Origin of the sequence: Nitrospirillum pindoramense (assembly GCF_007827955.1) — a bacterium.
In the GTDB taxonomy this organism is placed as follows: domain Bacteria; phylum Pseudomonadota; class Alphaproteobacteria; order Azospirillales; family Azospirillaceae; genus Nitrospirillum; species Nitrospirillum amazonense_B.
This window is the reverse complement of sequence record NZ_VITR01000005.1, coordinates 138,949-156,515: the sequence shown is the minus strand read 5'-3', so window position 1 is coordinate 156,515 and position 17,567 is coordinate 138,949. Positions and strand designations below refer to the sequence as shown.

Here is a 17,567-nt window from a genome sequence, read left to right as displayed (position 1 = left end):
ATTACGGCTGGATCACGGTGAAGGGGATGTCGCCCCGGGTGGTGTGCCCGTCGACGGCCAGCACCTGCCAGCGCAGCTTGAAGCTGCCGATGGTGGACAGGGTGACCTGGCCGGTCAGCGTTTCGTCGTCCGGGCTGGCGGTCATGGTCACCGGCACCTCGGTCTTGTCGGCGGCGATGATCGTCAGCTTGGATCGGGCACGGTCGATTCGGCTGTTGAAATGCACCTTCAGGATGTTGCCGCCCACGCCCAGCGTGTCGTTCACCTTGGGGTTGCTGTCGATGACGATGGCGTGCGCTTCCGCCGTGGCGGGGGCCAGCAGCGGCGCCAGGGCGGCGCCGGCCAGGGCCAGCAGGCCCAGGGCCAGGCGGCGGGCGGCGGGGCGGAAAGCGGGGGGCCGTACGGTCAACACGGGGGGTGTTCTCCTCTGGGAACCACGGAAGCGGAAATGGGCCCCGGCGGCCATCCCCGGGGAAAGGGAGGCCATCGGGCCTGGGGTGGAACGGGCCGCTGCCGGGGCCGATCCGCATGTGTCTGGCGACTGTTCTACGGTGTCGGTGCCTGGCGCGACAGGGTCTATGTCAATTTCTTTAGCCATCGTTCCGGCTGCGATGGCGGAGATCAAGCATCATGCACGTCGGGGCAGGGTCCCATTCAAGGCGGCGATGGTTGCGCCGCACGCGGTGCTTTGTTGCGTCCGCGTCGTCCGGTTGCGTGTCATTACGCGAAATCGATCCGCCGAACTCTGCTTCCGCGCGCTGCCAGGAAGATGTTTGTCATTCTCATCTACTAAAGATGCTGCCCTCAAGGTCTAGGTCACCCGTTGCCGCGATGCCACACATGAAGGGCGGATCACTCAAGCAATTGTGGCGCATTGGCACGTCCTAAATTTTGTGCAAGTCTGGCGTGACCATAGGGCGGTAGCGGATTCGATTGGCACGGGTATCAATCCCCGGTGTTCGATCGGGGCGGGGGGTCGGTTTTACCATCCGTAGCCAATATGGACCTGACGGGCGATGCCCGGTGGGGGACTGTTGGTATCGCTAACATGTTCAAGTAGGGCGCCTCTGCGGGTCCAATCCGGATGATGGACTTGGGGTTTGCCTTCCAGGGGTTTCCGCAATGCAGGTAGTTCTCGCTCAGCCGCGGGGCTTCTGCGCCGGAGTGGTCCGCGCCATCGACATCGTCGAGCGCGCGCTGGAACGCCACGGCGCACCCGTTTATGTGCGGCATGAGATTGTCCATAACCAGCACGTGGTTGAGAGTCTGCGGGCCAAGGGCGCCCGGTTTGTCGAAGACTTGGCGGAGGTTCCGGCCGGTTCGCTGACCATTTTCAGCGCCCACGGCGTTTCCCAAGCGGTGGAAAGGGAGGCGGAGGCGCGGGAACTGCGCGTCATCGACGCCACCTGCCCGCTGGTGTCCAAGGTGCATATGGAAGGCAAGCGCTATGTCGCGCAGGGACGGACCGTCGTCCTGATCGGCCACGCCGGCCACGCCGAGGTGGAAGGCACCCTTGGCCAGATACCGGGCCACACCTATCTGGTGTCCAGCGTCGATGACGTGAACGCCTTGCCGCTAGCGCCGGATACCCCCATCGCCTACGTCACGCAGACGACGCTCAGCGTGGATGACACGCGCTGTGTCATTGGCGCGCTGAAGGGGCGATTCGCCGATATCGTGGGGCCGGAGACCAAGGATATCTGCTACGCCACGCAGAATCGGCAGGCGGCGGTACGCGATTTGGCCAAGGTGGCCGACCTTATCCTGGTGGTTGGGTCGCCAAACAGTTCCAATTCGAACCGCTTGCGGGAAATTGGTGAGGAACTGGGCGTGCCCAGCTACCTTGTCCCTGACGAACACGCTATCAATCCCGCCTGGTTGGCGGGGTGCGGTGTGGTGGGCGTCACTGCCGGCGCTTCGGCGCCGGAAGTACTGGTGGATGGGGTGGTCGCGGCGCTGCGGCGCTTGGCCCCCATTGATTTGTCGACATTGCCGGGCATCGTGGAAGAGGTTCAATTCCGCCTGCCTGAAACGCTGGCCTGACGCGCACGCCCGTTGGTGGTCTTTTGGCCGCCAATTCGGTAGAGAAAATGTTTCAACCCGCGCCGCCGCGGTTAAGGGCGCTGGGGTTCAAGGAGATTGAAGGCATGGGTATTCCGCTGCATCAGGTCGTCCGTATCGGCTCGTATCTTCTCAAGAAGCGGCTGACGGGCGTGAAGCGCTATCCCTTGGTCCTCATGCTGGAACCACTGTTCCGGTGCAACCTGGCCTGCGCCGGCTGCGGCAAGATCGACTACCCGGACGAAATCCTGAACCAGCGCCTGCCGCTGGAGGATTGCCTGTCGGCGGTGGACGAGTGTGGCGCGCCCGTGGTGGTGATCGCCGGCGGTGAGCCGCTGCTGCACAAAGAAATCGACCAGATGGTCGAAGGCATCATCGCCAAGAAGAAGTACGCCATCCTCTGCACCAACGCGCTGCTGATGGAAAAGAAGCTGGACCTGTTCAAGCCCAGCCCCTACTTCACCTGGTCGGTGCATCTGGACGGTGACCGCGAGGCGCACGACAAGTCGGTCTGCCAGAAGGGCACCTATGATCGCGCCGTCGCGGCCATCAAGGCGGCCAAGGATCGCGGCTTCCGTGTCAGCATCAACTGCACCTTCTTCAACGACGCCGATCCGGAGCGCGTGGCCCGTTTCTTCGACAGCGTCATGGAAATGGGCGTGGAAGGCATCACCGTCTCGCCGGGCTATGCCTACGAGCGCGCGCCCGACCAGCAGCATTTCCTGAACCGCACGGCGACCAAGAACCTGTTCCGCGAGGTCTTCAAGCGCGGCAACGGTGGCAAGAACTGGCGTTTCAACCAGTCGACCATGTTCCTGGACTTCCTGGCCGGTAACCAGGAATACCACTGCACCCCGTGGGGCAACCCCTGCCGCACCTACTTCGGCTGGCAGCGTCCCTGCTACCTCCTCGGCGAAGGCTATGCCAAGACCTTCAAGGAGCTGATGGAGGACACGGATTGGGACAAGTACGGCACCGGCAACTATGAGAAGTGCGCCGACTGCATGGTCCATTGCGGCTATGAGGCGACCGCCGTCACCGATACCCTGACCAACCCGCTGAAGGCCGCCTGGGTTGGCCTGCGCGGTGTGAAGACCACCGGTGACATGGCGCCGGAAATCAGCCTGGCCAACCAGCGCCCGGCCGAGTTCGTCTTCTCACGCCATGTCGAGAAGGCGCTGGCTGACATCCGCGCGCGCGACCCCAGCAAAGCCGCCGAGTAAGGCCTTAAACGCCATCTCGGAATCCCGGGCCAGACGCAGCAACTGCGGGATCTGGCCCGGCTGACGCCACAGGGACGCCAGGATCCGGAAAGGGTCCGGCGTCCCGTTGTGTTTCAGGGGGGCCGTGGCCGCCGGCGGCAGGGTCATGTGGGCCGGATCGCACACGGCGCGCAGCACCGCCACCGGCACGCCGAAGCGGGCCCCAACCCGGGCCGCGATCTGGGATTCGGTGTCGACCACCGCCGCCCCCGTGGTCGCGAACAGGGTCTGCTTGCCGGCCACCGTGTTGATGATGCGCTCCTGTCCCGCCACTGGGGCCACCATGGCGTGGGGCAGCGCGTCGGCCAGGCCTGCCGTCCAGGCCGCGTCGGGCAGGAAGTCGCCACCGTCGGTGACGATGCGGTTGGCGATGACCAGGGTACCGGGCATCAGGCCCGGCTGCAGACCACCGGCCAGGCCGAAGCTCAGAAAACCGCAGGCGCCGGGGGCATGGGCCGTCAGCTCCCGCTCCGTCCGCTCAAGGTCGCCGGCGCTGACCAGCGGCAGCCAGCCCCGTGCCTGGGCGATGTCCGCCTCACGCTTCAACCCGGTGACGACGATGATGGGGCGCGCCATGACGCGCCGCTGAGCCTGACCCATGACCACTTTCCCGAACGCCCAAGCAAAACGCCTGGAAGGGTGACCTTCCAGGCGTCTTTATTACCCGCAGTCGCGGCGATTTACAGTTTTAAAAAGGGCCTTTTACAGGCGACCTCTTCCTCACAGGCCGACGCTGACCAGCTTGCTGTTGCTGTTGGACAGGTTGCGGTAGCGCGCCATAGCCCAAAGCGGGAAGTATTTCGAGTAGCCGTGGTAGCGCAGGTAGAAGATGCGGGGGAAGCCGCCGCCGCTGTAATACTCTTCCTTCCACAGGCCGTCCTCGCCCTGGTTGCGCGTCAGCCAGTCGATGCCGCGCGCCACGGCCGGGTGCTCCACGGCGCCGGCCGCCATCATCCCCAGCAGGGCCCAGGCCGTCTGCGAGGCGGTGGAGGGGAAGGGCTGGTAGCCGCTGTAATCCAGGGCGTAGCTCTCGCAATCCTCGCCCCAGCCGCCGTCGGGGTTCTGGATCTGCACCAACCAGTCGACCGCCCGCTTCATGGCCGGGTGGTCTGGGGACAGGCCGGCGGCGTTCAGGCCGTTCAGCGCCGACCAGGTGCCGTAGATGTAATTCACGCCCCAGCGGCCGAACCAGCTGCCGTCCTTCTCCTGCTCCTTCAGCAGGTAGTCGACGCCTTCCCGCATGGCCTTGCCGTCCTTGTCGGCGCCCAGCTGGGCCATCATGCCCAGGCAGCGGCCGGTGACGTCGGAGGTCGGCGGGTCCAGCAGGGCGCCGTGGTCGGAGAAGGGGATGTAGTTCAGGTAATAATGGGTGTTGTCGGCGTCGAAGGCGCCCCAGCCGCCGTTGCGGCTCTGCAGGCCTTCCACCCACTCCGCGCCACGGGCCACCGTCATGTCGTAGTCGGCGGGCAGGCCGGCCGCCGCCAACTGCGGCTGGGCGCGGTTGAACGCCATCACCACCACGGCGGTGTCGTCCAGGTCGGGGTAATGGTCGTTGCCGTACTGGAAGGCCCAGCCGCCGGGGCGGACGTTGGGGCGTTGGTCGGCCCAGTCGCCCTTCACGTCCAGAACCTGCTCACCCTTCAGCCATTCCAGGGCCTGGCCGGTGCGCGCCAGCGCCTCGTCCGTGCCCACCTCCAGCAGGGCGTGGCACAGCAGGCTGGTGTCCCAGACGGGGCTGACGCAGGGCTGGCAGAAGGCCTCGTCCCGCGCCTCGTCGATGACCAGCAGCTTCTCGATGGCATAACGGGCGGTGGCGACCTCGGGATGCTTGGGCGACCAGCCCAGCAGGTCGAACATCATGACGGTGTTGGCCATGGCGGGATAGATGGCGCCCAGGCCATCCTCGCCGTTCAGGCGCTCCCGCACGAAGGCCACGGCCTTCTCGATGGCCTTGTCCCGGCTCTTCCTGGGAAAATAGGGCTGGACCACGCGCAGCACGCGATCGATGACGCCGAAGATTTCGCCCCACGGCTTCTTCACGTGCGGCGCCTTGGGCCAGGACTTGACCTGGTCGGCGGGGACCAGGAACAGCTCGTCAATGCGCAGGTTGCGCGGGTTCTTGGCCTTGGACTTGAGCGCCATCAGGATCAGCAGCGGCACGATGACGGTGCGCGCCCAATAGCTGATCTTGGTCAGGTGGAAGGGGAACCACTTCGGCAGCAGCATGATTTCCACCGGCATCACCGGGACGGCGGTCCACGGCACGGCACCGAACTGGGCCAGCATGATGCGGGTGAAGACGTTGCTGGCGGCGGCCCCGCCGTTGTCGCGGATGGCCTGGCGGGCGCGGGCCATGTGCGGCGCGTCGATGTCGTCGCCGATGGCCTTCAGCGCGAAGTAGGCCTTCACGCTGGCGCTGATGTTGAAGGCGCCGTTGTGGAACAGCGGCCAGCCGCCATGGCTGCCCTGGATGCGGCGCAGGTAGTTGCCGATGCGGCGCGCGATCTCCGGATCCGGTTCCTCACCCAGGTGATGCTTCAACAGGATGTATTCGGCGGGGATGGTGGCGTCGGCCTCCAGGTCGAAAACCCAGTGGCCGTCCGCCGCCTGGCGGTCCATCAGGACGCGGGCGGCGCGGTCGATCGACCGTTGCAACACCCCTTCGCTGACACGGGCCGCACCGGCACCAGTGCCGACGAAATCGGCTTCCATACGAACATCCATGACCAAGCGACCTCTGCGTAACGCGACTTAACTCAAAACGGGATGATTCAGTAAACGCCAAGTCGGGCTGTGCGCTGGCGCACACCCCTGGCTCATGCCTGAAATGCTCAGGCAACTCACCGTGCGGTCAGGATCGCATCCGCAGCGGTGAATCCCGAACGTATGGCGCCTTCTATGGTTGATGGCAACCCGGTAGCGGTCCAATCCCCTGCCAGCGCAAGGTTTTTTCCGGCGGCCGTTGCATTCGGGCGACGCTTTGCTTGTTCTGGCAGTGCGGCAAAGGTGGCCCGCTTCTCCTTCACCACCTGCCACGGCGGCAAAGGTGTCGCGGGGGCGAGGCCGGCCAAGGCCGCGATCTCGCCCCAGATGGTGCGGGCCGTCACCTCCCGGTCCGACTCCATCAGGCGATCGGCGCCGCTGACGGTCACCGACACATGGTCGTCGTAGGCGAAGGCCCATTCGCCCACGGTGTTGATCATGCCCGTCATCCGGGGCATGCCCGCCGGCCGGTCCAGCCGGAAATGAACGTTCAGGATTGAGCGGTGTTCCGTCGGCGTCGTCAGGCCGGGCAGCAGGTCGGCCGCCACCCAAGCCGGCACTGCCAGAACCACCCGGTCGTCAGGCGCCAGCTCAATCGTTTCGGTTCCGAAATCAAGAGCTGTGGCCATCTGGTCCACGCGGGTGAGGGCGCGCAGGCGGCGGCGCCAGACGATGTCCGCGCCGTTCCGGGCCAGCCAGTCCAGGGCCGGGTCGACGAAGACCGGCGACAGGCCGCCGCTGGCCAGCAGCGGCTGGTAGGCGGCACCGCCTTGGGCCAGGGTCTCGCGGATGATGGCGCCGGCCAAGCCGGCGGCCGATTGCTCCGGCTCGGTGTTCAGGGCGGCCAGCAGCACGGGGCGGAAGAAGGTGTCCCAGGCGGTGCCCGAGCAGGCCAGCACCTCGCCGATGGGGGCCAGCGGATCAGCCCGCATCAGCTTCAGGCCCGCCAGGTAGTCCATGGCCTTGGTGCCGGGCACCCGGCGCGAGGGTACCAGAGCCCACCATGGCAGCTTGCCGTCGTTGGGGCGAACCTGCCAGCGGCGGCCGGTGGCGCCGTCCCAGAACCGGTATTCCACCTTCTCCAGCGCCGGCTCCTGCCCAGAGGGGTGTGTGGCGCGCAGGTAGGCCATGGCGGCGTGGTTGCCGCTGACCAGCAGGTGGCTGCCGTTGTCGATGCGAATGCCCAGGTTGGGTTCGTCATACGAGCGGCAGCGGCCGCCGGCCTGGGCCGCCGCCTCATACAGGCGCACGCGGCGCCCCGCCAGGGTCAGGCGCACGGCCGCGGCCAAACCAGCGAGGCCGGCGCCGATGACGTGGACGGTCGGCCCGGGGGAAGAAACGGGGATGGTCATCAGAACAGGAAAGCCTTCAGCACGATCCACAGCAGATGCGGCTTGGCGATGCGCACCTTGGGGCGTTCACCGGCCCAGCCGCGCACCAGCAGGCGGTCCAGATACACCTTGTACACGTCACGCATCAGGCGCGGGGCCCGGGCGGCCCGGCGGGGGGCGGCCGCCAGCAGGCGGTCGGCTTCGCGGAAATGCTCGGCGGCGCGCACCGCCAGGTCGCGGGCCACACCGTCGATGCGTGGGTCGGCCACCACTGTGGCGGGATCGGTGGCGGTGATGCCGTGCTGGCGCAGCAACTCCGCCGGCAGGTACAGCCGGTTGATGCTCGCGTCCTCATCCACGTCGCGCAGCACGTTGGTCAACTGCAGGGCGCGGCCCAGGTGGTGGGACAGGGCGACGCCGCTGTCCTCCGGCATGCCGAAGACGCGCACGGACAGGCGCCCCACGGCGCTGGCCACCCGGTCGCAATACAGGTCCAGGGTCGCCATGTCCGGCGCCTGGATGTCGGCGTCCAGGTCCATCTGCATGCCGTCGATGACGGCGATGAAATCCTCGTGCCGCAGGCCGAAGCGCAGCGTGGCGGCCTGCAGCCCGGCCAGTTTGGCGGGGCCCTGGCCCTGGCAGACGGCGGCGATATCATGCCGCCACGTGTCCAGCGCCTCGCGCCGCGCCGCCTTGGTGGCGGCTATGGTCGGGTCGTCGCCATCGGCGATGTCGTCCACCGCCCGGCAGAAGGCGTAGATGTGGAACATGGCGTCGCGTTCCGCCGGCGGCAGAACACGCATGGCGGTGTAGAACGAGCTGCCACTGGCGGATTTGGCCGCGGTTTCGTTCTGGCCCGGGAGATTGGGATTGGTTTCGGGCATCTCGGCGGCCACGCTCATGGCTTTTTCCCCACCGGCACCGCGCGGGTGCCGCCGCTCAGCCGCTGCCACAAGGTAGACAGGGTGGCGCGTGCAGCGATGCACAGCGTTTCCATCTTGCTCAGATGCACCCGGTCGGACAAGGGATCGCGGATCAGCAGCAGGCGCACCAGGCGGCGGGCCAGGCGCTGGATGATGGCCACCTCGATGGCCAGGCGCAGGTCGGCCACTTGGCTGGCCAGCGGTTCCGCCTGGTCCAGCAGGGCGTCGGTGCGCTTCGCCAGGTGGCGGACGATGTCCAGCAGGGCCGGTGGCGCCTGCGGTTCCAGCAGCACGTCGGGGGTCAGATCGCCGGCGATGAGCAGGGGCAGGGGGATGTAGACGCGGTCCAGCGCCTTCTTGTCCTTGCCGCAGTCCTGCAGGTGGTTGATGACCTGCAAGGCGGCGCACAGCGCGTCCGACGCCGGCCAGGTGTCCCGGCTCTCGCCATGCACATCCAGGACATAACGGCCCACCGGCATGGCGGAATACCGGCAATAGTCCATCAGGTCGTCCCAGTCGGTGTAGCGCAACTGGGTGACGTCGCGGCGGAAGGCGATTAACAGATCCTGGGCATGCTGGTCGGACAGGCCGCGCTGGCGCAAGGCCTCGCGCAGGGCCACGGCCTCCGGCTCGTTCTCCCGCTCGCCGCGCAGGCTGGCGCCCATGGCGTCCAGCAGCTTCAGCTTCATGTCCGGCGCCAGCACGGGGCTGTCCGACACGTCGTCGGCCACCCGGGCAAAGGCGTAATAGGCCATGACGGGCGCGCGCGCGTCCTGGCGGATGATCAGCGAGGCGACGGGAAAGTTCTCGTCCTTGTGGCCCTTGCCGGTGCGGTGGTTGGCTGCCGTCATGGGGCGGTGTTTCCGTTCTGGCCCGTACCTTGTTGGCCCGTACTGGGTTGGTCCGCCGCTACCGGGGCGGACTGCACATGTTGGGCTTGGGCGCGCCCCTTCCACATGCCGCCACGGCCCATCCAGTGCTGAACCGCGCTGTCCACGGTCCACACGGTATAGACGATGCCGATCAGCGGCAAGGTGACGGCCCGCATAGGCGACAGGCGATAGAACGCCTGGATGGGGGCGAAGCTGGCCAGCATCAGACCCACCGCGAGTGCGCCGAAGATGCCCGCCGCCTCGCGGTCGAACAAGGCCAGCAGCACCGGCGCCACATAGGTCAGCAGCATGCCCAGGACGGTGCCCGCCAGCAGCACCGGGGAATAGTTCAACTGCGCGTAGGCGCTACGGATAACCATGCGGCGGATGTCGTCCACCTTGTCGTAGGCGCGCAGGCTGACGGCCCGGTCGCTGAGGCCCAGCCAGATGGACCCCTGGGTCTTCAGGCGGCGGCCCAGGGCGCAATCATCGATCAGGGCGTCGCGGATGCTGTCGATGCCGCCGGCGCGCGCCAACGCCTGGCGGTCCACCAGCATGCAGCCGCCGGCCGCCGCCGCGACGGTGGAGCCGCTGTCGTTCACCCGGCCAAAGGGGTATAGCATCTGGAAGAAATAGATGAAGGCCGGGATGAAGGCCCTCTCCGCCCAGCTTTGGCAGCGCAGCTTGGCCATCAGGCTGACCAGCACGCGGTTTTCCGTCTGGGCGCGGGTGACCAGGCGGGTCAGCGTGTCGGGGGCGTAGGCGATGTCGGCGTCGGTCAGCCACAGATAATCGGGCGGGAAGTCGCCTTCCTGGGCATGATTGATGCCTTGCCGCACCGCCCACAGCTTGCCCGTCCAGCCGGGTGCCAGCTCCGCCCCGGTCAGGACGGTGAGCGTTGCGGTGGAACCGGACGTTTCCGCCGCGTGGCGGGCCAACTCGGCGGTGCCGTCGTCGCTGCCGTCATCGACCAGGATGATGCTCAGGTGGCCCGGATAGTCCTGCGCGCCCAGGGAGGCGATGACCTGGGCGATGCCATCGGCCTCGTTCCGGGCCGGGATGACGGCGGTGACGGAGGGCCAGCCGCCCTCCAACCCGCCATGGCTCACCGTGGGGCCACTGGGCAGTTGCCCCGGCTTGTTGGCCGGCGCCAGCGCCATGTCGTCGCGTTCCAGGCCCAGCCAGAACAGGCCCCGGGCGAAGACCAGGACCACCCAAACCGCCAGGCTGATGACGCCGATGAGGAAGATCAGGCTCATGCAAGATACCCCGCGGTCTTGAACCAGGTGAGGGCGTCGGCCAGGGCCTCGCCATAGGGACGGGCGGTATAGCCCAGCTCGGCCTCGGCCTTGGCCGAGGAAAAGAACATGCGGTACTTGGACATGCGCAGGCCGTCCACGGTCACGAACGGTTCCCGCTTGGTGATCTTGGCCACGGCCTCCGCCACCACGGCGATGGGCAGGATCAGGCCGCGCGGCACCGCCACGGTGGGCGGCTTGCGGCCCACCAGGCGCGCGATGTCCGCCAGCATCCGCTGCAGGGAAACATCCTGCCCGCCCAGGATGTAGCGCTCGCCCACCCGGCCCTTCTCGAAGGCCAACAGATGGCCCTCGGCCACATCGTCCACATGTACCAGGTTCAGGCCGGTGTCGACGAAGGCCGGCATCTTGCCGGTCGCGGCCTCGACGATGATGCGGCCGGTGGGCGTGGGGCGCAGGTCGCGGGGGCCGATGGGGGTGGACGGGTTGACAATGACGGCGGGCAGGCCATCCTTCGCCACCATGTCCAGCACGGCCTGTTCCGCCAGGATCTTGCTGCGCTTGTAGGCGCCGATTGCGGCGTCCGGCGCCATCACCGCGCGCTCGTCCACCGCCACGCCGTCGGTGCGCGGCGCCAGCACGGCGACGCTGCTGGTGTAGACGACCCGGCGCAAACGGTGTTCCAACGCCAGTTCCATGATGGCGCGGGTGCCGCGCAGGTTGTTCTGGACGATCTCTTCCGGGTTGGGCGCCCACAGGCGGTAATCGGCCGCCACATGCAGCAGTGCGTCCGCTCCCGCCATGCCGCGCGCCAGGCTGGCGCGGTCGTTCAGGTCGCCTTCCACCACCCTCACATCCAGGCCGGCCAGGTTGGTGGGCGGGGTGGCCGGCCGCTTCAGGACCGTGACGTCATGGCCCCGGGCCAGGGCCACACGGGCCACGGCCGCGCCGACGAATCCCGTCGCCCCGGTGATGAACAGTCGCTGCTTGTCGGCCATTGGCCTTCCGGTCCCCTATCACGCCCCAATCGGCGCCCATCGAACGGCGCGGACCATATCACTTCCGCAGTGCGGAGTGAAAAGGGTTGGGCGCAGGCGCCCTGCGGATGGCTGGCTTGCTGCGGCGCGTATGCCACAGGGAGGGCCATTTCCGCGAGGTGGGTTGCCGCCAGTCCTGCAAGTATTTAATGATATATTAACGAATGGCGGGGGTCGTCATTATGTATATGACGCACCGCACAACATCGATCGCCCGTACTAGGCCATCTCCTGCCGATTAAAAGGCTATCTGACCGTTCGGTTATACGGGTCAATACTGATTGACCTCCCGGTCCGGATGCACTCTGCTCATGAGTGTAGGAGAGGCTGGCGGTGTCATGCGGATGCCGTTGGTTGAATTTCCAGCAAGCGAGGTGGGTTGTCCCGGGGCGTTAGGCCCTGCGGGACCGTGAACGATCCGGGGGATTTGAGAAATGCGCCTGAAGGTCCAGTTGTTGTTGCCCGTCATTGGTATCGCCGCGCTGGGCGGCGTCCTTGTGTCCGCCGGCCAGATGAGTCAAGACCGGACAGCGCGGGTAGCCCTTTCCTTGGACCAGGCGCGCACCGCGCTGGTGCAGGCCGCCGATGTGCGGGCCCTCAGCCGCGCGATTCAGCGCGACGCCCTGAACACCCTGCTGGAACCGGGGGCGGATCGCGGCGCCTTTGTGCAGCGCGCCTCATCGCGGCTGACGGAAATGGCCGGCTTGGTCACCGCCCTGCGCGACCACGCCGCCGACGCGGCGTTCCTGGCGCCCCAGGCCCAGGCGCTGACCGAGATGACCGGCCTGGTGACGGCGGTGCGGACGGGTGATGAGACCGACGCCTTGGCGCGGCTGCGCACCCGGGTGGGCCCGGCCGATGCCCAGGCCGACACTTTGGCCCAGTCCTTCATCACCGCGCGCGGTCTGGAGATGGACAGCCTGGCGGCGGACGCCGGCCGCCTGCGGGCGCAGGCTGAGCGTCTGTCGGCCTGGGATGCGGTGCTGGGCATGACGGGCGCCTTGATGGCGAGCGCCCTGTTCCTGCTGCTGGTGCTGCGCCGCCCGCTGGCGCGCTGGCTCGGGGCCGGCAACGACGATTTGCGCGCGGTCATGGCCGCGGCGGAGCGGGGTGATGAACTGGGCGATTGGGCCCGCGCCCTGGTGGCATTGCGCACCCAGGCTGCGGAGCGGGGACGGCGTCCCGCCCGCGATGCCGTGGCCCCGGCCCACAAGGCGCTGGCTGCCTGATACCCTTCCGTTTGGCAGTGTAGGGGGCGCGGACTTCCATCGAGTCCGCGCCCTTTTTTTTCACGCCTTGCGGTCGCACAGCGGGCGGGGCAGGGCCCCCTCCAGCAACTGGGTGATGTGCCGGTCCATCCAGCCCGCTTCATCCAGCGGGCTGAAGCGAATCAGCAGGCGGGTATAGAGCGCGCCGTACATGGCCTCGACCAGCGTTTCGACATGCAGGTCGCCGCGGAACTCGCCATTGCTTTTGCCCCGCTCAATGATATCGCGCAGGCGCTGGCGCCGCGGCTCCACCACCTTTTCATGATAGACTTTCAGGGTCGCGGGGTCGTTTTGCCCGGCCAGCACGATGCTGGCCACCACCCGGCCGGTGGCGCCGGCGAAGCTGCGGGCGATGCCTTGCAGCATGGTGCGCAGGTCGGCCACCGCCGATGCCGTGCTGGGGGTGGGCACCGTCAGCTCCGCATGGGCCAGCAGCGCTTCCATGGCCAGGGCCCCCTTGCCTGGCCACCAGCGGTAAATTGTCGTCTTCGCCGTGCCGGAACGGGCGGCCACCCCCTCGATGGTGAACCGTTCCAGACCATTTTCCTCCAGCAATTGGAAGGCGGCGTCCAGGATGGCGTCCCGCGCCTGGTCTGATCGGGGCCGCCCTGGCCCCCGCATGGCTTTATCCGTCACCCTCTCTCCTCACTCTCACTATGAAGCCCCGGTTATTAAGCCGGCCCCTTGTTGGCCGGGGCCGGTCTGTGACGCTCATCGCACCGTTTGGGACAGGAAACGCTACACAGCGTTTCGTTTGTCGCAGTGCTCCTGGCGCCGGTTCCACACTACCTTACACTTACGAAACGGACCATAGCGAAATGGTCCTTCCCGCCGACCCCGGTTCGTCGTCCGGCCACCGCTCGTGGCTCGGAACGCCCCCGGTCGTCCCTGCGGGTTCCAGAATCAAGGAGAGTAGTCGTGAGCGGGGTTGTAAAGAAGTCTTCCGTTAAAGTATTGGCCGGCGCGGTCGCCGCCGTGGCGCTTTTGGGCGGGGCGGCGGTGGGCGGCAATTACTATTGGAAGACCGGGCGCTTCCTCGAATCCACCGATGATGCCTATGTCCAGGCGGATTACACCACAGTCGCGCCCAAAGTTTCCGGTTACATCGCTGAGGTGTTGGTGGAGGACAACCAACCGGTGAAGGCCGGCCAGGTGCTGGCCCGCATCGACGACCGTGATTTCCGCACGGCGCTGGACCAGGCCAAGGCCGACGTGGCCACGGCCGAGGCGGATATCCGCAACATCCAGGCCCAGCGGGTGCAGCAGCAGGCGGTGGTGGCCCAGGCCCAGGCGGCGCTGGCCGCCGACCAGGCCAACCTGACCTTCGCCCGTCAGGACCGCGACCGCTATCGCGACCTGATGAAGACCGGCTTCGGCACGGTGCAGCGCGCCCAGCAGACCGAGGCGGCGGTGACCGACAAGGCAGCCGGCCTGCAGCGCGACCAGGCGGCGTTGGTGGCGGCGCAAAAGCAGGTGGACGTGCTGGCCACGGCGGAGGCCAAGGCGGCCACGGTGCTGGACCGCGCCCAGGCTGTGGCCCGCCAGGCCGAACTGAACCTGTCCTACACCACCATCGCCGCGCCTATCGACGGCACGGTGGGTGCCCGCAGCCTGCGCGTGGGCCAATTGGTCCAGGCCGGCACCCAGCTCATGGCGGTGGTGCCCCTGTCCCAGGTCTACGTCCTGGCCAATTTCAAGGAAACCCAGCTGACCGAGGTGCGCCCCGGGCAGCCGGTGCAGGTGACGGTCGACAGCTTCCCCGGCACCACCCTGAAGGGCCGGGTCGACAGCCTGTCGCCCGCCAGCGGCACCAGCTTCGCCCTGCTGCCGCCGGACAACGCCACCGGCAACTTCACCAAGATCGTGCAACGTATCCCGGTGAAGATCGTGCTGGATGAGGGGCAGCCGCTGGCGGGCTTGCTGCGGCCCGGCATGTCGGCCGAGCCGGTCATCGATACCCGGACTCAACCCGCCGGGGCGCCCCAGGCGCCGCAATTGGCCAAGTCCACCTCCGGTCGTTATCCCATGGCCCGTTGAGGGCCGCTTCCGATCGCTAAAGGCGCTTCACGCCATGGCCCCCTTCGACAACGCCCACACCCACGGCACCCCGGCCGCCGGCGGCAACCTCCCCCGCACCCTGCCGCCGGCCCGCGGCCCGGCTCCGTCCCAGGACGGCAGCCGGGCCGCCCTTTCCTCGACGCCCGCTGCCGACACCGTGTCGTTCAAGACCTGGCTGGCCGTGCTGGGTTCGGTCCTGGGCGCTTTCATGGCGGTGCTGAACATCCAGATCGTCAACGCCTCGCTGGCCGACATCCAGGGCGGCATCGGTGCCGGCGTGGATGATGGTGGCTGGATCGCCACCGCCTACCTGATTGGCGAGATCATCGTCATCCCGCTGTCGGGTTTCCTCAGCCAGGTGTTCAGCGTGCGCCGCTACCTGATCACCAACACGGTGCTGTTCCTGGTTTTCTCCGTCGCCTGCGCCTTCGCCCAGAACCTGCAGCAGATGATCGTGCTGCGCGCCATCCAGGGCTTCTGCGGCGGCGTGCTGATCCCCATGGCCTTCACCCTGATCATCACCCTGCTGCCGAAATCGCGGCATCCGCTGGGCCTGGCCCTGTTCGCCTTGACCGCCACCTTCGCCCCGGCCATCGGCCCCACCATCGGCGGCTACCTGACCGAGACCTACGGCTGGAAATACATCTTCTACATCAACCTGGTGCCGGGCGTGTTCATGGTCGCGGCCCTGTGGGCCTCGCTGGAGCGGGCGCCCCTGCGCCTCGGCCTGCTGCGCCAGGGCGACTGGTGGGGCATCGCCACCATGGCCGTGGGCCTGGCCAGCCTGCAGACGGTGCTGGAGGAGGGCAACAAGGACGACTGGTTCGGCTCCGCCTACATCATGCGGCTGGCCCTCATCGCCGCCGTCGCTCTAGGCGCCTTCCTGGTTATCGAGCTGAAGGTCGACAAGCCCTTGCTGAACCTGCGCCTGCTGGCGCGGCGCAATTTCGGCCTGGGCATCGTCGCCAATGCATTGCTGGGCGTGGTGCTCTACGCCTCCTCCTACCTGCTGCCGCGCTATCTGGGGCAGATCCAGGGCTATAACGCGCAGCAGATCGGGTCCGTCATGGCCTGGGTGGGGCTGCCGCAGCTGGTGCTGATTCCGCTGGTGCCCATGCTCATGAAGCGCTTCGACGCCCGTTGGCTGGCGCTGGTGGGCGCGGCCATCTTCGCCGGCAGCAATTTCATGAACATCCACCTGTGGCTGGGCAGCGCCGCCGATCAGTTGTTCTGGCCCAACATCGTCCGCGCCTTCGGCCAAGCCCTGGTCATGACGCCCCTGTCGGTGGTGGCCACCGGCGGTATCGAGAAGGAGAACGCGGGCTCCGCCTCCGGCCTGTTCAACATGATGCGCAACCTGGGCGGCGCTGTGGGCATCGCCCTGACCCAGACCTGGCTGACCAAACGCGAACAGTTCCATTCCAACGTCATGACCGGCCAGGTCAGCCTGTTCGGCGAAAGTACCCGCCAGCATCTGGCCATGTTGCAGCAGAAGTTCATGGACCACGGCGTGCCCGATGCCTTCACCGCTTGGCGCCAGGCGGTGGCGGAGGTGGATGCCGGTATCCGGGCCCAGGCCTGGCTGATGGCCTACAGCGACGCCTTTTTCTTTCTGGGCAGCGCCATGGCCCTGTCGGCGGTCGCCATCCTGTTCCTGAAGAAGGCCGCCGCCGGGGCGGATGCCGGCGGTGCGCATTGAGGCGGGGTGCGGCAATTCGACAGCATCGCCGCCGACAGGAAGGCTTCTAGGCCGCAGTGATAGGTCCTAACAAGGTTCCCTATCCAAAGGTTAAGTCCGGCCATGTCGAAAGGCATATCTGTCAGGGGTCGCGCGCCGGCGATCCCCCCGTCCCACCCCTTGGCGGCTCAGCCATGAGCCCCTTTTTCCTCAACGCCAGGACGTCGCCCGACGCGACGCTGATCACCCCCCAGGGGCCGGGCCTGTTGCCCTGGCTGGGGGAGGCCTGGCGCACCCGGCGCATCGCCCTGATGCTGGCGCGGCGCAGCCTGAAGGCCCGCTATCGTCAGACCTGGCTGGGGGCGGGCTGGGCCATCCTGCAGCCCCTGCTGCTCATGCTGGTCTATTGGGGGATTTTCGGCCATCTGCTGGGCGTGCCTACGGGGGGCGACGTGCCCTATCCCGTGTTCGCCTTCACCGGTCTGGTGCTGTGGCAGTTCTTCTCGCGCGCGCTGATGGACGCCAGTGCCAGCATCCTGCACCAGGCCCATTTCGTCACCAAGGTCTACTTTCCCCGGCTGCATATGCCCCTGGCCTCACTGATGGTGGCCGCGGTGGACATGGCGGCGGGCCTGGCCTGTCTGGTGGTGCTGCTCGCCGCCTTCCAAATCTGGCCGCAGCCGCGCTGGCTGTTGCTGCTCGGGCCGTTGGTGCTGCTGCTGGTTACCGGTGCCGGCGCCGCGCTGTTGTTGTCCGCCCTGGTGCTGCGCTTCCGCGACGTGGGCCACCTGCTGCCCCTGACGACCCAGGTGCTGATGGTGGCGGCCCCCGTGATCTATCCCGCCCATCTGGTGCCCGGGGTGATGGGGGCGGTCTACCGCCTGAACCCCATGGTGACGGTGATCGAGGGGGCGCGGGCCGCCCTGCTGGGTAGTCCGGCGCCGGATCTGGTGCCCGCCCTGTTGTCCGTGCTGTTGGCTATCGGCCTGCTGATGCTGGGCCTCCGCGCAGTCCGGCGTACCGAGCCCGCCATGGCCGATCTGATCTGAAGGGTT

The 17,567-nt window shown here is 67.3% G+C and carries 15 protein-coding genes; 6 read left to right on the top strand and 9 right to left on the bottom strand.

Features of this window, described 5'->3' with window-relative positions:
* Position 1 precedes the first annotated feature (1 nt).
* On the bottom strand, positions 2-412 hold the full coding sequence (locus FBZ90_RS09820) for a copper resistance CopC family protein (protein WP_145731550.1): 411 nt from the start codon (positions 410-412) through the stop codon (positions 2-4).
* Between the two features lie 710 nt (positions 413-1,122).
* On the opposite strand from FBZ90_RS09820, the gene ispH reads away from it, so the two are divergent.
* Both ispH and hpnH read left to right on the top strand, forming a co-directional pair.
* Positions 1,123-2,043 (top strand): 4-hydroxy-3-methylbut-2-enyl diphosphate reductase, encoded by a 921-nt coding sequence (gene ispH, locus FBZ90_RS09815; RefSeq protein WP_145731549.1) that lies wholly within the window; start codon positions 1,123-1,125, stop codon positions 2,041-2,043.
* A 104-nt stretch (positions 2,044-2,147) separates the two neighbouring features.
* A complete protein-coding gene (hpnH, locus tag FBZ90_RS09810) occupies positions 2,148-3,284 on the top strand; it encodes an adenosyl-hopene transferase HpnH (protein ID WP_145731546.1) in 1,137 nt (378 codons plus the stop codon).
* Here the strand turns inward: hpnH and FBZ90_RS09805 are convergent.
* From FBZ90_RS09805 to hpnA, 7 genes are all read right to left on the bottom strand, one after another.
* A complete protein-coding gene (locus FBZ90_RS09805; protein ID WP_145731544.1) occupies positions 3,219-3,923 on the bottom strand; it encodes a phosphorylase family protein in 705 nt (234 codons plus the stop codon). The genes hpnH and FBZ90_RS09805 overlap by 66 nt on opposite strands.
* A 120-nt stretch (positions 3,924-4,043) precedes the next feature.
* Complete coding sequence (gene shc, locus FBZ90_RS09800) at positions 4,044-6,035, bottom strand: squalene--hopene cyclase (RefSeq protein WP_145731542.1); 1,992 nt, start codon at positions 6,033-6,035, stop codon at positions 4,044-4,046.
* Positions 6,036-6,163: 128 nt separating this feature from the next.
* On the bottom strand, positions 6,164-7,438 hold the full coding sequence (gene hpnE / locus FBZ90_RS09795) for a hydroxysqualene dehydroxylase HpnE (protein ID WP_145731540.1): 1,275 nt from the start codon (positions 7,436-7,438) through the stop codon (positions 6,164-6,166).
* Positions 7,438-8,319, bottom strand: a complete 882-nt coding sequence (hpnD, locus tag FBZ90_RS09790) for a presqualene diphosphate synthase HpnD (RefSeq protein ID WP_246130255.1) — start codon at positions 8,317-8,319, stop codon at positions 7,438-7,440. Before hpnD ends, hpnE begins: the two co-directional genes overlap by 1 nt.
* Positions 8,316-9,191 carry a squalene synthase HpnC gene (hpnC, locus tag FBZ90_RS09785; protein ID WP_145731538.1) on the bottom strand — a complete coding sequence of 292 codons (876 nt, stop codon included), beginning with the start codon at positions 9,189-9,191 and terminating at the stop codon, positions 8,316-8,318. The genes hpnD and hpnC overlap by 4 nt, the downstream gene beginning before the upstream one ends.
* Positions 9,188-10,471: a glycosyltransferase gene (locus tag FBZ90_RS09780; protein WP_145731536.1), complete on the bottom strand. Its 1,284-nt coding sequence runs from the start codon at positions 10,469-10,471 to the stop codon at positions 9,188-9,190. The genes hpnC and FBZ90_RS09780 overlap by 4 nt, the downstream gene beginning before the upstream one ends.
* Complete coding sequence (hpnA, locus tag FBZ90_RS09775; RefSeq protein ID WP_145731534.1) at positions 10,468-11,469, bottom strand: hopanoid-associated sugar epimerase; 1,002 nt, start codon at positions 11,467-11,469, stop codon at positions 10,468-10,470. The genes FBZ90_RS09780 and hpnA overlap by 4 nt, the downstream gene beginning before the upstream one ends.
* A gap of 473 nt (positions 11,470-11,942) precedes the next feature.
* On the opposite strand from hpnA, the gene FBZ90_RS09770 reads away from it, so the two are divergent.
* Positions 11,943-12,737 (top strand): hypothetical protein, encoded by a 795-nt coding sequence (locus tag FBZ90_RS09770; protein WP_145731532.1) that lies wholly within the window; start codon positions 11,943-11,945, stop codon positions 12,735-12,737.
* Between the two features lie 60 nt (positions 12,738-12,797).
* Here the strand turns inward: FBZ90_RS09770 and FBZ90_RS09765 are convergent, their stop codons facing one another.
* Positions 12,798-13,412 carry a TetR/AcrR family transcriptional regulator gene (locus FBZ90_RS09765; RefSeq protein WP_145731530.1) on the bottom strand — a complete coding sequence of 205 codons (615 nt, stop codon included), beginning with the start codon at positions 13,410-13,412 and terminating at the stop codon, positions 12,798-12,800.
* A 282-nt stretch (positions 13,413-13,694) separates the two neighbouring features.
* On the opposite strand from FBZ90_RS09765, the gene FBZ90_RS09760 reads away from it, so the two are divergent.
* The 3 genes from FBZ90_RS09760 (at position 13,695) to FBZ90_RS09750 (ending at position 17,561) form a co-directional block, all read left to right on the top strand.
* Entirely contained in the window at positions 13,695-14,813 is a 1,119-nt protein-coding gene (locus FBZ90_RS09760) for an HlyD family secretion protein (RefSeq protein WP_246130254.1), read from the top strand.
* 34 nt (positions 14,814-14,847) lie between these two features.
* Positions 14,848-16,533 (top strand): MDR family MFS transporter, encoded by a 1,686-nt coding sequence (locus tag FBZ90_RS09755; protein ID WP_246130253.1) that lies wholly within the window; start codon positions 14,848-14,850, stop codon positions 16,531-16,533.
* A gap of 173 nt (positions 16,534-16,706) precedes the next feature.
* Positions 16,707-17,561 (top strand): ABC transporter permease, encoded by an 855-nt coding sequence (locus FBZ90_RS09750; RefSeq protein ID WP_145731528.1) that lies wholly within the window; start codon positions 16,707-16,709, stop codon positions 17,559-17,561.
* Positions 17,562-17,567 lie beyond the last annotated feature (6 nt).